Source organism: Anaerobacillus arseniciselenatis (assembly GCF_001865995.1).
Lineage (GTDB): Bacteria > Bacillota > Bacilli > Bacillales > Anaerobacillaceae > Anaerobacillus > Anaerobacillus arseniciselenatis.
Map to the genome: position 1 here is coordinate 76,208 of NZ_MLQQ01000010.1, position 13,417 is coordinate 89,624.

Consider the following 13,417-nt stretch of genomic DNA (forward strand, 5'->3'; position numbering starts at 1 on the left):
TAGTTCACTACAACAACACCCCAAAGATCAACGTTGATAAAACAACAATTCCAAGACCGATCACCGTTTCATAAGGTAATAGTTTGAAACGCTCCTTTAACTCCATATTAACACTCCCACGCGTAATGTGAAAAAAGGTACCGTGTGGTAAGTGATCGAGAACAGTGGCTCCTGCATGAACCATTGCCGCTCCCGCTAAAGCATTCACGCCTAAATCAATAATTGTCGGTGCAAAAACATTTCCGGCAACTGCTGATGCCGCAGCCGTAGAACCGGTTGCTGCTGACATTGTAACCCCTGCTATTGGAGCAATCCAATAAGGCTGAATTCCTAACGAATCAATAGATTCTAAGATAACTGATATTAGCGCAGAATGCGCAATAACTCCTGCTAAAGTACCTGTTCCGAGAAGTAGAATTGCAATTGCCGACATCTTCGTTATCCCTGATGTAATGAACATGTTGAGTTGATTTCCTTTTCGCATGATTAGCGCTCCAGCAATACCACCAATTGGTAGTGCAATAAGTGGGTCAATAACAATACCGAATATTGGTTGAAAAAGCAATAACATAATCGCAATGGCTGGGCCACTTAAAGCCGCTGCTAAAGAGGGCAGCTTTTCATTCATGAAAGGTTCTGGCAAATCTCGTTCAGTAACAAGACTTCCTCGATTCACTAATCTTTTGGCTATAAAGTAAGTAATCACGACTCCACCAATTGCCGGCAAAACTCCCGCTACCATCACTGAAGTTAATGGGACTTTAAACGCCTCAGCAACAGCGATTGCATTTGGATTGGGTGAAATGATATTTCCTGCTTTACCACCACCGGAAACCGCTAGTAAAATAGCAAACTTTGATATATTGGCACGTTTAGCGATCGATAATGCTATGGGAGCAACAGTAAGAATCGCAACTCCGATAAATACTCCAACTCCTGTTAAAATCATTGTTGCACCTGTGATCGCTAGTAACGCTTTTGTTTCCCCTAGTTTATGTAAAATTGTTTCTGCAATACGCTTTGCTGCTCCGGATTCGATTAAAACCCCTGCAAGCACACCCGCAGCTAACACGCGTAGTACAACCCCTGTCATCCCTTCTGCACCATGAACCATCACTTGCACAGATTCCATTAATGAAAGCCCACCAACTATTCCCCCTGTTAGCGCTCCGAACATCATCGCATACGCTGGATTAACCTTCTTTAATATTAATGCAACTGTAACGATAAGTCCGAGAAGTGTTCCGAAACTACTAACTTCTATATCCATTTATTTCACCACCGCTAAATTATTAATGTTTCCGAATCAGTTTTCTTAGAAAAAGTAGCAAAGACTGCCCGAAAAGCAGTCTTTTTTTATAATAACTTAAAACCTTTAATTAAAGTGATAAAATATGTAGTTCATCGAACTATATCTTTATTATACTAAATTATCTAAAAATTATAAATATTGATTGATGAAAAACCTCTATTTATACGTTTACATTCGGTAAGCTTTTACTTCGTTTCAAACCCTTATGGTTCAGCCGCTTTTGTCCTTCTTAAGCCTCTATCTTCTCCCCTCAATAAATCAACTAATATTTACCACAAAAAAACAATAAAATCTTGCATATTTTCCACTGTGTCTCACATAACTAAGCCCACAACATACGAAAGGAGGTCGAACATGATGGCTAATAACAACTCACGCAACAATCAATTAGTTGTACCAGGAGTTGAGCAAGCTCTTGACCAAATGAAGTATGAAATTGCACAGGAGTTTGGCGTACAACTTGGTGCTGACGCAACATCTCGTGCAAACGGTTCTGTAGGTGGAGAAATTACAAAGCGTTTAGTACAAATGGCTGAAGGGCAATTGAAGTAATTTCCTAAATCACAGTACAACAATAAATCACAACATATTGAAGGAGGTCGTACAAAATGGCTAACAACAACTCAAACAACAATCAATTAGTTGTACCAGGAGTTGAGCAAGCTCTTGACCAAATGAAGTATGAAATTGCACAAGAATTTGGTGTTCAACTTGGTGCTGATGCAACATCTCGTGCTAACGGCTCTGTAGGTGGAGAAATCACAAAGCGTTTAGTACAAATGGCTGAAGGACAATTAAAATAACAACCAATTCCTAACCTCCACATTATTCATTGATATAAATAAAAATTGACATTTCCAGGGGTTGTCCCATAAGTGTCTGACACCATATAGAACTACTTAATATAGACGTAAAAATTTATTATGCCTCTATATTAATTCCCTATCGATGTCTGATACTTTGTTTTGGGACAGCCCCTTTTGTATGAAAATTGGTTTGTTGGTTAGTGGCTAGTTGCTCGGATCACCCTCGATCGATTTTTCACGTTAGATGGCGGCAGATGGTGGCTGCAGATATGCCTCCATGAGGGTTTTGTATAAAAATAACTATCTTCAACGAAAAATAAATGATACACTCAACTTTAGCTTTAATGAAATTAAGATAACTTGAAGGAGCAAAACCAAATGTCAAATACAACTGAAAATGAAAAGAAAAAAGTATCATTACAAGAAGCAATAAAGCAACAATTAGCTAGCAAAAAAGAAAAACAAACTACTAATAAAAAGAATAAATGGAGCAACACAAACCAGACGATGAAAAGTCAACAAACAAAGAAGATCAACAACCAACGGAAGCGCCAAGGAGTGTAAAGTATCCACGGCCTACTTTTTGTAAAAAATGTTCGAAAATACATTTCCTCATTGCGCAATCGCCCTTTTTGAAACCCGAACAACAGTCCAATTCTTTCACAGCATTAAACAAAAGCAGCCCAACAAGTGTTAGGCTGCCATTTTACATACAGGTTACTACCTTATTTATTTTCAAGCATTGCATCTACTTTGTCGCGATTCTCTTCGACCCATTGCTCCGCTAACACTTCAAAAGAAGTACCATCTTGTTCATAAGCAAGCATCATTTCTTCTAAATCAGAAACTTCAATGCTCCAATTTGACATGATGTTGTAAGCTGCTGGCTTAATGTCCTCAAGACCTTGATAAGAAATAACGTAAACATTATCTAGTTCAAAATGGCCTCTCGTATCCTCTAAAAACTTCAAGTCATATTGAGCAAACATAGAGTGAGGTCTCCAACCCGTAATAATCACTGGTTCTTCACTAGAAATTTTATTTTCTAACTCGGCAATCATTGCTACTTCACTTGATGTTAAAAGTTGATATTCTTCATTTAATTTATAGTCTTCCATAACTTCTTGAGAAAGGGCAACGATACCAGCTCCAGGTGCAATAGTTACGACGCGGTTATCAAATTTATCCGCTTGTCCAATAAGATCCTCAATATAGTCTTCTTCTACGTAACTAGGAACAACCCATCCAAGTGGAACTTCTTCATAACTTGTCGCTACTTTCTGTAAATCATCTTCATATTTCGCCCATAAGTTAGCTTCAGTATGCGGTAACCACGCATCCATGAAAAAGTCGATTTCTTGTTCGACAATTCCTGTAAATATAACTGGCTGATCTACAGTTACGAAATCCACTTCATAACCTGCTTCTTCTAAAATGATTTTAGCAATTTCTGTAGGTGCTTCTGTACTCGTCCACGTTGTTAGTCCAAATGTAATTGTCTTATCTTCTTCAACATTTGTTTCTACTTCTGATGCAACTTGTGTAGTATTAGTTTCTTCTTGAGCTTCTTGTTCTTCAGCTCCACAAGCCGCAACTACTGCTACTAGTAAACTAATTAATAAAAATAGTAAAGTTTTCTTCATTTTATTTCACCTATCCCTTTGTGTTAGTTATCTATTTATCTAGTTTTTTAAACACTTCTCTCATATTCTCCGGGGTAAACTGTAACGAATCTGGACACGGTGAACTCCAAACATGATGTTCTTTGTTATCCAATTTTTTAATTAACTCGCTACTGTTATAAATATTTAAGTCATACACCCAATTGGCCATAATTAAGATCGAGGCCATATGTGCTCCTTCGTTTGTCGCACCACAAATATCTTTAACTAAGTTGAGTTGGTAATTGCGAAAATATCCGTCAAACACTGTAGTCATTAAACAGCCATCTGTTACAAAACCACCAATAATGACATGTTTAACTCCTAATCCTTGCAACACCGTATGTAAGCTCGTTTCATAAAAGCTGCTCCAACGATATTTATCGAGCACAATATCTTCTTTATGAGGGGCAATATCCTCGATAATATCGATATTTTCCGTATTAGTAGAATAGTAGATTGGCGTGTCATCTTCTTTAAGCGGCTCACCGTTTGATAAGCCAACTTGATCGGCCCGATTGAGATGCCTTGTATAAATAATTGGAATGTTTAAGCTACGACATTTTTCGATAAGGTCTTTTGCATTTTTTACTGCTTCATTTACTCCTTCAATACCAAAAGAGCTTTCTTTCTGAACATCTATTAAAACTAACGCTGTTTTATTTATATCCATGTTGGCACCACCTATTTTTCTTTTTTCTGTTTTGGATAGTATTTAAAAATTTCTCCATTTTCTAAGTCGTTTGCTAGGCGCATCGTCCAATCAAAATAAGAAATAGAGTTGTTGAGGTTTTCTAAATCTTGTTTAGCAGCAATACGAGCACTTTCATCTGTAGAGTTTGTCGAAATGTCTTCTAATACCGGTTTTGCTTGCTCATTAGCTTTCATGATTAAACTTCTTTCTTGACGAAGTTTTTTCACGAAAAAATTAATGAAGTTTTTCAAAAAATCTTTCTCAGCAATATAATGATCTTTGCGGTCACCTTTTTTCCAAACTTTTATGACCATTTCCGTTTCTAATAATTCCCTCATACTATTACTTACGCTAGCTTTACTCATCGCTACTTGATCTTTAATATCATCTAATGACATCGGCTCTTCGGCAAAGTATAGAACACCGTATATTCTTCCAACTGAAGGAGTAACACCATAAATGACCATCGTTTGTGCAATTGCGCTGATCATTACATCACGCGCTTCTTCAACCTTTTCTAAATCCTCTTGCATTTTCTTCACCGCCTTTCAATACAAAACCACCATGACGATTTACCGCCACCATCTTGCAGGTAATTTTTATCGACAAAAACAATTCGTTCAATTCATTCACTTTGTTTAATTTGTACAATAAAAATTAAACGTTTTGTTCTTTTTAAATTATATATATTAATTTCAATTCAAAGAAGTCAAATTTCATTTTTACTTGGACGAGGCGTTCAACTTCTTTTTATATTATCGACTATTTGACTGCAATCTGGCTTAATTTCTATTATTCTTGAGTTGATATATATACAGCTATTGACACGGGGGCACGAAGCTATAAAACACCTAATTTAAATATTTTAGTTAAGGATACAATGTGGTATTATAAACTTTCGTGTTTTTTAGCGAAAAAATTAGTTTCTCAAGTGAGAATATGTAGGAGGATTTTTGTGTTTCAAAATAGTAAAATTGATTGGCCTGTCTTATTAATTAGTGGAGGGCTTTTAGTCTTATTTGTATTAACTTCATTAATTAATGCAGATTTTGTAAGTCATTTAGTTAATACATCATTTGGTTTTTCTGTTCAATACTTCGGAGCTTTTTGGCAAGTACTAATGCTTGTAACGTTTATAGTCGCGATTGGGTTAGCGATCTCCAAATACGGAAAAATTCAATTAGGAAATAAAAAATCTCCAGAAATGAGTACATTCAAATGGATCTCGATCATCATGTGTACATTGCTAGCCGGTGGCGGCGTTTTCTGGGCTGCGGCAGAGCCAATGTACCACTTCTTGTCGGTTCCGCCTATGTTTGATGGTGTAGATGCTGGCACAACTAGCGCAATCGTACCCGCTATGTCTCAGTCATTCATGGATTGGGGGTTTCTTGCTTGGGCAATTTTAGGTACGCTAAGTGCTGTTGTCATGATGTACGGTCATTATCATAGAGGGATGCCGTTGAAACCTCGTACCCTTCTTTACCCTATCTTTGGTGAAAAAATTAAGGAAAAAAGCGTTTTAGGAACAATGGTAGACTCATTTTCTGTGATTGCCGTTGCTGCAGGAACGATTGGACCGATTGGTTTTCTTGGCTTACAAGCGGCGTACGGTTTCGAAAGTCTTTTTGGACTTCCAAATGTTTTCCTTACACAGTTACTCATTATTGTCGGCCTTATTACGATTGCTTCGATTTCAGCAGTCACTGGTGTTCATAAAGGAATACAATTATTAAGTCGTTTTAATATTATTTTTACGTTCATTCTCATTGTTGTTATTTTAATTCTTGGTCCTGGTGCTTTTATCGTCGATACTTTCCTTGGAACGATGGGGACTTATGTTCACAGTTTCTTAGAAATTAGTCTTTATCGTGGGGACACGGAATGGCTCGGATTTTGGACAGTGTTCTTTTGGGGTTGGTTTATTGGTTACGGTCCGATGATGGCTATTTTCATTAGTCGAATTTCCCGTGGGCGTACATTACGTGAATTATTCCTTGCAGTTGCGATTATCGCTCCAATTGTCACTAATTTCTGGTTTACAGTCGTTGGTGGTTCAGGAATTTTCTACGAATTACTTAACCCTGGTTCTGTTTCAGATGCATTAAACAGTGGCGGGATGCCCGCAGCAATGATTGCGATTACGCAACAGCTACCAATGGGGACACTAATGGCAGCAGCGTTCTTACTCGTAACAATCGTCTTCGTTGCCACTACTAGTGATTCGATGTCATATACGATTTCAATGGCTATTACCGGTAGTGAAAATCCTTCAAGTAGCCTTCGTGTCTTTTGGGCTGTTGTCATGGGCGCTGTAGCGATCATCTTATTATCAATTGGAGAAGGAAGTATCGGAGCATTACAATCATTTATTGTCGTAACAGCTGTTCCTGTCTCTTTCATCTTACTACCAATGATTTGGTTAGCACCTAAAGTAGCTCGTACATTAGCGATCGAACAAAACATCGTAAAAGAGCAAGAACAACAAACTTTTAAAAAAGCAAGTTAGAATTCCTACTAAAGTAGAGTGGATGTCCACTCTACTTTTTTATATGTAATGAAATAACCCCTAAAGTGTGTAAAAAAATATCTCGATACTTCACAGTTGGGGGGGATGTTTATTATGGGGGGAGTGTGCAGTAGTAACAACTGTTGACGTGCACTGGAATCGCATTATCCCTAAAATACACGTAACAAAACACGGTTTGACGTGCGCGCTTTACAGTATATGTAAAACATACGCATGAAAACAAGCATTGATGCACCAAAATTACAGCATCTGTAAAATCCGCGTATCAATACATGTATTAACGCCCAAATGATTTCTCTTCTTAGCTCAAAATACGAGAAGAGTAATCATAACACCCGACTGATTACTCTTCTCTGTTCAGAACAAGAGAAGAGTAATCCAGTGTTAGAAAGGGTGCATTTCTACTGCACAGTCTCCCGCGCCCGAACATAGCGTCACACTCACCAAAAGGGCACGCATGACCATGACTATTGAATTAATATTTACATTTTCTCATCCACGGAAGGAAGCCATACTTTAAAAGTTGCTCCTTTTCCGATCTCGCTTTCGACGGTAATTTTTCCGTCATGTAGCTCGACTAATTTTTTTACAATCGCTAACCCTAGCCCTGTTCCTTTATTTTTCCTCGACCTTCCGCGATCTACTTTGTAAAATCGCTCCCAAATCATCTCTTGGTCGATATCTGAAATCCCAATCCCTGTATCTCGAATAGTAAGTAAAAGAAACGATCCGTCTTCTTCAGCGGTAATCGATATTTCTCCTTCTTCTGTAAACTTCACGGCGTTTTTTAATAGATTGTTAATGATCTGTTCAAAGCGGACAGCATCACTATTCACTTTAGGGAGTGGCTGCTTTAAAATTAATTTCACTTCAACATTTTTTTCTAAAGCTTCTTTGGCAAACTTGAATTTAGCCTTTTCTAAAATTGCTGTCGGATTAATTGGATATTTTGAAAGAGTAATTTCGTCATTTTCTAGTTTAATTAAATCCATTAAGTCATCAACTAAACGATTCATATGAATGGTTTCATAATACATCACATCATAATAGCGCTTTCGGCCTTCTTCCTCGATTAGACCGTCTTGAAGTGCTTCTAAAAAGCCTTGCATACTCGTTAATGGCGTTCTTAGCTCATGAGAAATATTCGCTAAAAAATCACTACGGATATTATCTAGTCTTTTTCGTTCAATATCGATTTTTTCTAATTTTTCAGCCATCGTATTAATCGTATTGGCAAGATCTCCAATTTCATCTTCAGATTTCAAATTAATTCTTTCAACATAATTCCCCATGCCCATTCGCGAGGCAGCACGATCAATTTGTTGCAACGGTCGCGATATCGTCCACGAAAGATACGAAACCATTATTGTAGAAAAAAGAATCCCAAACAAGGTTGCCCAAAGGATTGTTTCTCTTATTTTCCTAATATAATCGTTGATTCCTCTCATCGGGGAATGAAGAACGATACCACCATAAACTTGTTCTTTCTTTCCCCACGGAACGACAACAGAAAGCATCGGTTCTGATAAGCCTTCAAATTCTAGTCGATTGACGGCATTTTCGCCTTTTAATACTCTTTCTACGATCGACGACGCCACTGATTTTCCAATCGAGACTTCATCTTGTGTCGATGTCGCGATAATTTCACCTTGTTCGTTAAAAACCCAAATTCTCGCATCAAAAGAACGATCATGAAATTCTAATATCGATTGCATTTCTTCATCAATCGCATTTATATCTTGTATATTTGTGTTGACTGTCCGACCTTTTCTAACCAACTCTTCTTGCTTCGCATTATAAATATAGTTATTCGTAAAATAAAACATGAGGATGCCGACAATGCCGATCCCCACTAAAATAGTTAGTAAATAACTTACAATAAGTCTGCGAAAAATACTTTTATTTATCCCAAGCATTATGCATCTACCTCAAATTTGTAACCTACGCCCCAAACGGTTTGAATACATTCTTTTTGTAAAATATGAAGCTTTTGCCTTAGCTTTTTAATATGCACATCCACTGTGCGAATATCTCCAATAAAATCATATCCCCATACTTGTTCTAACAATTGATCTCTCGTAAATACATTACCTGTGGATTTCGCTAGATGTACTAACAAATCAAACTCTTTTGGGCGTAAAATCACTTTTTCTCCGTTAACGAGGACTTCTCTGCGATCAATATGAATCTCAAAATTGTTAAATATTATCGAGTTCGCCCCACTTGCAGGCTCCTTACTTTGAGAATGTTCTTTTGGTTGCATTCGCCTAAAAATCGCTTTTATACGCGCAACTAGCTCTCTTGGACTAAATGGTTTTGTCACGTAATCATCTGCACCAAGCTCTAAACCAAGTACTCGGTCAAATTCTTCTGTTTTAGCCGTTAACATAATAATCGGGATATCGTACTTTTTTCTTATTTCACGACACACTTCGTACCCGTCCATGTTCGGCATCATCACATCTAAAATGATGATATCAGGTAATTCTTTTTCGACAATTTCAAGTGCCAATAAACTATCACTTACTTCTACTAAATCAATTTGTTGTTGTTTAAAATAAATCCGGATTATCTCACGAACATTGGGATCATCATCAACCACTAAAACTTTAAAACGTTGCATCAATTACAACTCCTCTCACCAATATCGTTATAAAAGGTTCATCCATAATAGATCTATACGAAACAAAGATGCTTTTTTAAGGGGGGAAACGATAGTTTTTGAGGGGGGAAGAAATTCAACACTACAGTAGGAGCAAATTAGAACTGGAGTAATAAGAAGAGCGTAAGGCGCCCGCCTATTGGCGAAAATATTAAATTATGAAATTCATTAACTTTCTTATCTTTTAAAAAAAGACTGACTCCCCACTTCATCAAAAGTAAGAAATCAGTCATTTATCAAATAAATGGTTAAATTTTATAATCGAGGTATACTTGCCAAATTGACTACCTCTAGTTGAGATACTTTAACTTAACTAGAGGTATTATTTTAGTGGTGTTGTAGCACTATCTTCAAATTTATTGAGATCGAATAACTTTTAATTTAGTTATTATTCGTCATCTTCTTCATCGTCTTCATCTAACTCTTCACCATCGAAGTCTCCTTCAAGGCTGTCAGCTTCATCATCTAATAGTTCATCATCAGCGTCATCTTCACCCAGGTCTACATCTAAAGAAGCTTCGGTTTCGCCTTCGCCAGCATCAATATCTACAGTTACTTCACCTTCGCCTTCACTAGCTTCGCCATCAACTTCACCTGCTTCAGTATTTTCCTCAGGAGCTCCATCATATAGCTGATCTTCCGGAACTTCAGTTTCTCCAGAACATGCAGCTAAAATCCCTATAGAAACGAACATACTAGATAAAATTAACAAAAACTTCTTTTTCATTTTTAATTACCCCTTTTCTTAATCGTAAATTTATGTCCTCTTGGAACACAATTAAAAATATACAGGATAAATGTGACCAAATTATTATCGAACTAAGAACTGTTTATTAATTTATTGTTAAAAATTTAAGTTTAATAGAGAGACAGCGATCTGTACGCTTTCTCTATGCATTAATATAGATGTTTATATTGAGTTCATTTATATCCAGGTGTGCTTTTCTTGAGTTAATCGAGTTTTTCTTGCGATTATTGATTTTTTCTTGCGTTACTCATCTTCTTACTTGCGATTTTTCCAGTTTTTTTGCACAGCTCATTCCTGGGGTGTGCTTTTCTTGAGTTAATTAAGTTTTTCTTGCGATTTTCAACTTTTTCTTGCGATACACCTAGTTTTGCTTGCGATTTTCTCCATTCTTTTTGCACACCACAAAAAAATAGAGGCTATCCTACAAGGTGGACAGCCTCTATTTTAATCAACATTTAAGTTAGTTACTATTAAAGATTTTTCATTCCTCATTTTATTTAACTACTGTAGGAATTGTAATTTTTTATTTATTCTTCACTATCCAACAACTCGCAAAAGTGAAATCTGCCTTTTTCTACGATTTCGCCAATGGTAATATCGACGGTATTTTTAAATATCGGACCAGCAAAACTGAAAGTATGAAATTCTCCATTTTCGCCGCAAGGATCGATGTGCTCTGGTAATTCACGAATAAATGACTCGTCGATGACTCTACCAAGAAATTCGTGCGATAGCTTTTGGGTATCGATACTTGTTGTCACTGTTTTAAAGCCTAATGAAATAAATTCCTCAATTAATTGCTCTGTTTTTTGGCACCATAACGGGAATATAGCCTTCATATTTTGCTGTTTGATCATATCTTCACGATACGCACGAACGTCATCCAAGAATATATCTCCAAACATGACCGTCTCAATTCCCTCTTTTTTCAATTGTTGCAATTGATCGTTCATGATATCCTGATAAATTTCATTCGTGCACTCTTGAGGGATGTACATTTTCCTTAGTGGAATGCCTAAACTTTCGGCTTGCTTTTCTAGTAGACTCTCACGCACCCCATGAATACTAATTCGTTGATAACCTTCCGTCACTGACGTTAGTAAAGAATCGATCTCATACTGGTCGCTTAGTAATAGTTTATGAAGAGCAAAGGCACTATCTTTTCCCCCGCTCCATGACACAACAATTTTTTCTTTCATCATTCTGTCTCCTTCTTTCGTTTTTTTCAAATACTATCAAATACTATAGTAAACAATGTTCTTTTCGAGTCGGTCTTTGATTAAAAATAAAATCATTGTTTTAAAGTAACAGGTGCGTTTTTACTAATAAAATGTGGGTTAGATGCGACAATAACCCCTGATAAAATAAAGAAACCACCGATGATTTGGGTTACTAACAACATCTCACCACCAAAGGTAACTGCTAGGATCGTTGTAAAAAGAACAATCAAATGCAAATAATTCGAAGCTTTGCCAGGTCCGACTTGCATTACCCCTTCATTCCAACAAATAAACGAAATGATACTAGGAAAAATCCCCAAATAGACAATACCTAAAATGGCTTCGGCTGGTAAGGAAGTCAATGCAACAGGCTGATATGTTCTTTCGAATAAGGCAAATGGAATTAAAATTAAAATGCCGATATACATCGTGATGATGAACGTTGATTTCTTTGGTAAATCTACTCCAAACTTTTTCATTAAAACTGAATAAATCGACCACATGATAACAGCAGCAAGAACGACTAAATCACCAGGATTTATCGTTAAGGTCAATAACGTTTCAATGCTCCCTCCAGTTATGATGAAAAACACTCCTATAAAAGAAACGACGACACCTATGTATTGGATTTTTAACATTTTTTCCTTTAAGAAAAAGACCGAAAGTAATACAATTAACAACGGCGCCGTAGAGTTCACTAATGAAGCATTAATCGATGTTGTATATTGTATCGCAATGTATAAAAGCGTATTAAAACCAGCGATACCTGTTGCAGCTAAAAACAATAGAGCTTTCCAATTTTTTATTAATATTTCTTTATTCTGTTTCAGTTCTTTATAAACAAACGGTAAAAATACTAAGCTAGCGATTATCCACCGCATCACCGAAAGCTGAAATGGCGGTACTTCTTCAACAATCATTCTACTAAACACAAAATTCGTTCCCCAGAAAAATGTCGCAAAAACTAACAATAAATAAGGGAGACGTTGAATTTTGGCAATTATTTCATTCACTTTTTCTCCTTCTTTCTATAGGTAATATGCTTTCCTAGTCTATTAAATTTCACTATCATTAGCATATCACAGACGCAGGAGCATCACATTCTTAAATTAAAAGGCGGATGATTTCCTTCACTTCGCCGTGACCTTCTGGCGAATCTCAGACGCTCGTTCACGAAATCATCCGCCTTTTTACATACAAAACCCCCATGGCGGTCCCTGCCGTCACTATCTAATATGGCAAAGACGGGCGAGGGTCCTTAACCAACTTACATAAAAAAGAAGATCATTCATTAGAGCTGTCCGTCTCAATCTATTAAAACGGGAGGCTCTTTTGAATGATCCACTTTATTATTTTGACTTCAAATAAACTAGTACGTTCACTTATCGATATACTCTTTAATTATGGTTCCGATATGCTTCTTCTGTCTTCAGAATTCGACCCTACTACCCTAAAAACGTGATGTCGCCTCAGCGGTAATTATTTTAAACAGCCCAATTCCGAATAAATTTAACGTAATTTGATCATTTTTAAAGTTAACCCCTTTTTGGACATAGACCGTTATATCATCTAAACTAATTTGATGGAACATTTTTAATTCATTCGGCTTTCCAACCTTCGTTAACAAATCGATAGGTCTTCCTACACAACAGCCTGCCACTCTCACCGTTTTAATTGTTAAATAATTCCCTTTTTTCTTAATCCAAGTTTTAGTTTTATGATCCATTCTGAGATTTAGCGCCATTGGGAACACACCACCTTTAAAAAATAGAATTAAAATCTGC

Annotated in this window: 15 protein-coding genes; 4 read left to right on the forward strand and 11 right to left on the reverse strand. The window is 36.7% G+C overall.

Going from position 1 to position 13,417, the window contains the following annotated elements; all coding sequences use genetic code 11:
- Positions 1–7 precede the first annotated feature (7 nt).
- Positions 8–1,270 (reverse strand): GntP family permease, encoded by a 1,263-nt coding sequence (locus tag BKP35_RS07615; protein ID WP_071312756.1) that lies wholly within the window; start codon positions 1,268–1,270, stop codon positions 8–10.
- A 399-nt stretch (positions 1,271–1,669) separates the two neighbouring features.
- Between BKP35_RS07615 and BKP35_RS07620 the strand changes: the two genes are divergently transcribed.
- The 3 genes from BKP35_RS07620 (at position 1,670) to BKP35_RS07630 (ending at position 2,682) form a co-directional block, all read left to right on the forward strand.
- Positions 1,670–1,864 (forward strand): alpha/beta-type small acid-soluble spore protein, encoded by a 195-nt coding sequence (locus BKP35_RS07620; protein WP_139192823.1) that lies wholly within the window; start codon positions 1,670–1,672, stop codon positions 1,862–1,864.
- A 56-nt stretch (positions 1,865–1,920) separates the two neighbouring features.
- Entirely contained in the window at positions 1,921–2,115 is a 195-nt protein-coding gene (locus tag BKP35_RS07625) for an alpha/beta-type small acid-soluble spore protein (protein WP_071312758.1), read from the forward strand.
- A gap of 381 nt (positions 2,116–2,496) precedes the next feature.
- Entirely contained in the window at positions 2,497–2,682 is a 186-nt protein-coding gene (locus tag BKP35_RS07630) for a hypothetical protein (protein ID WP_071312759.1), read from the forward strand.
- 161 nt (positions 2,683–2,843) lie between these two features.
- Here the strand turns inward: BKP35_RS07630 and BKP35_RS07635 are convergent, their stop codons facing one another.
- The 3 genes from BKP35_RS07635 to BKP35_RS07645 are packed head-to-tail and all read right to left on the reverse strand — an operon-like array spanning position 2,844 to position 5,006.
- Entirely contained in the window at positions 2,844–3,761 is a 918-nt protein-coding gene (locus tag BKP35_RS07635) for a glycine betaine ABC transporter substrate-binding protein (protein WP_071312760.1), read from the reverse strand.
- Between the two features lie 31 nt (positions 3,762–3,792).
- Positions 3,793–4,452 carry a cysteine hydrolase family protein gene (locus BKP35_RS07640; protein WP_071312761.1) on the reverse strand — a complete coding sequence of 220 codons (660 nt, stop codon included), beginning with the start codon at positions 4,450–4,452 and terminating at the stop codon, positions 3,793–3,795.
- 11 nt (positions 4,453–4,463) lie between these two features.
- The gene (locus BKP35_RS07645) at positions 4,464–5,006 is read right to left on the reverse strand and encodes a GbsR/MarR family transcriptional regulator (protein ID WP_071312762.1); all 543 of its coding nucleotides are present in this window, start codon (positions 5,004–5,006) and stop codon (positions 4,464–4,466) included.
- A gap of 422 nt (positions 5,007–5,428) precedes the next feature.
- Here BKP35_RS07645 and BKP35_RS07650 point away from each other — a divergent pair, with 422 nt between their 5' ends.
- On the forward strand, positions 5,429–6,982 hold the full coding sequence (locus BKP35_RS07650) for a BCCT family transporter (RefSeq protein ID WP_071312763.1): 1,554 nt from the start codon (positions 5,429–5,431) through the stop codon (positions 6,980–6,982).
- A 503-nt stretch (positions 6,983–7,485) separates the two neighbouring features.
- Here BKP35_RS07650 and BKP35_RS07655 read toward each other — a convergent pair.
- The 7 genes from BKP35_RS07655 to BKP35_RS07680 all read right to left on the reverse strand — a co-directional run bounded on the left by BKP35_RS07655 (position 7,486) and on the right by BKP35_RS07680 (position 13,359).
- Positions 7,486–8,919 carry a sensor histidine kinase gene (locus BKP35_RS07655; RefSeq protein ID WP_071312764.1) on the reverse strand — a complete coding sequence of 478 codons (1,434 nt, stop codon included), beginning with the start codon at positions 8,917–8,919 and terminating at the stop codon, positions 7,486–7,488.
- On the reverse strand, positions 8,919–9,626 hold the full coding sequence (locus BKP35_RS07660) for a response regulator transcription factor (protein WP_071312765.1): 708 nt from the start codon (positions 9,624–9,626) through the stop codon (positions 8,919–8,921). The genes BKP35_RS07655 and BKP35_RS07660 overlap by 1 nt, the downstream gene beginning before the upstream one ends.
- 427 nt (positions 9,627–10,053) lie before the next feature.
- Positions 10,054–10,392, reverse strand: a complete 339-nt coding sequence (locus BKP35_RS07665) for a hypothetical protein (protein WP_071312766.1) — start codon at positions 10,390–10,392, stop codon at positions 10,054–10,056.
- A 245-nt stretch (positions 10,393–10,637) separates the two neighbouring features.
- A complete protein-coding gene (locus tag BKP35_RS19440) occupies positions 10,638–10,811 on the reverse strand; it encodes a hypothetical protein (protein WP_169819163.1) in 174 nt (57 codons plus the stop codon).
- Between the two features lie 129 nt (positions 10,812–10,940).
- Positions 10,941–11,612: a Dph6-related ATP pyrophosphatase gene (locus tag BKP35_RS07670; RefSeq protein WP_071312767.1), complete on the reverse strand. Its 672-nt coding sequence runs from the start codon at positions 11,610–11,612 to the stop codon at positions 10,941–10,943.
- A gap of 92 nt (positions 11,613–11,704) precedes the next feature.
- Positions 11,705–12,646: a DMT family transporter gene (locus BKP35_RS07675; RefSeq protein WP_084031512.1), complete on the reverse strand. Its 942-nt coding sequence runs from the start codon at positions 12,644–12,646 to the stop codon at positions 11,705–11,707.
- Between the two features lie 437 nt (positions 12,647–13,083).
- Positions 13,084–13,359: a CC/Se motif family (seleno)protein gene (locus BKP35_RS07680; protein WP_169819164.1), complete on the reverse strand. Its 276-nt coding sequence runs from the start codon at positions 13,357–13,359 to the stop codon at positions 13,084–13,086.
- Positions 13,360–13,417: the final 58 nt, after the last annotated feature.

Bases quoted from the DNA above. Each gene is read 5' to 3' on its own strand.
- BKP35_RS07615 (WP_071312756.1), bottom strand. From the start codon at position 1,270: ATGGATATAGAAGTTAGTAGTTTCGGAACACTTCTCGGACTTATCGTT.
- BKP35_RS07620 (WP_139192823.1), top strand. From the start codon at position 1,670: ATGGCTAATAACAACTCACGCAACAATCAATTAGTTGTACCAGGAGTT.
- BKP35_RS07625 (WP_071312758.1), top strand. From the start codon at position 1,921: ATGGCTAACAACAACTCAAACAACAATCAATTAGTTGTACCAGGAGTT.
- BKP35_RS07630 (WP_071312759.1), top strand. From the start codon at position 2,497: ATGTCAAATACAACTGAAAATGAAAAGAAAAAAGTATCATTACAAGAA.
- BKP35_RS07635 (WP_071312760.1), bottom strand. From the start codon at position 3,761: ATGAAGAAAACTTTACTATTTTTATTAATTAGTTTACTAGTAGCAGTA.
- BKP35_RS07640 (WP_071312761.1), bottom strand. From the start codon at position 4,452: ATGGATATAAATAAAACAGCGTTAGTTTTAATAGATGTTCAGAAAGAA.
- BKP35_RS07645 (WP_071312762.1), bottom strand. From the start codon at position 5,006: ATGCAAGAGGATTTAGAAAAGGTTGAAGAAGCGCGTGATGTAATGATC.
- BKP35_RS07655 (WP_071312764.1), bottom strand. From the start codon at position 8,919: ATGCTTGGGATAAATAAAAGTATTTTTCGCAGACTTATTGTAAGTTAT.
- BKP35_RS07660 (WP_071312765.1), bottom strand. From the start codon at position 9,626: ATGCAACGTTTTAAAGTTTTAGTGGTTGATGATGATCCCAATGTTCGT.
- BKP35_RS07665 (WP_071312766.1), bottom strand. From the start codon at position 10,392: ATGAAAAAGAAGTTTTTGTTAATTTTATCTAGTATGTTCGTTTCTATA.
- BKP35_RS07670 (WP_071312767.1), bottom strand. From the start codon at position 11,612: ATGAAAGAAAAAATTGTTGTGTCATGGAGCGGGGGAAAAGATAGTGCC.
- BKP35_RS07680 (WP_169819164.1), bottom strand. From the start codon at position 13,359: ATGGATCATAAAACTAAAACTTGGATTAAGAAAAAAGGGAATTATTTA.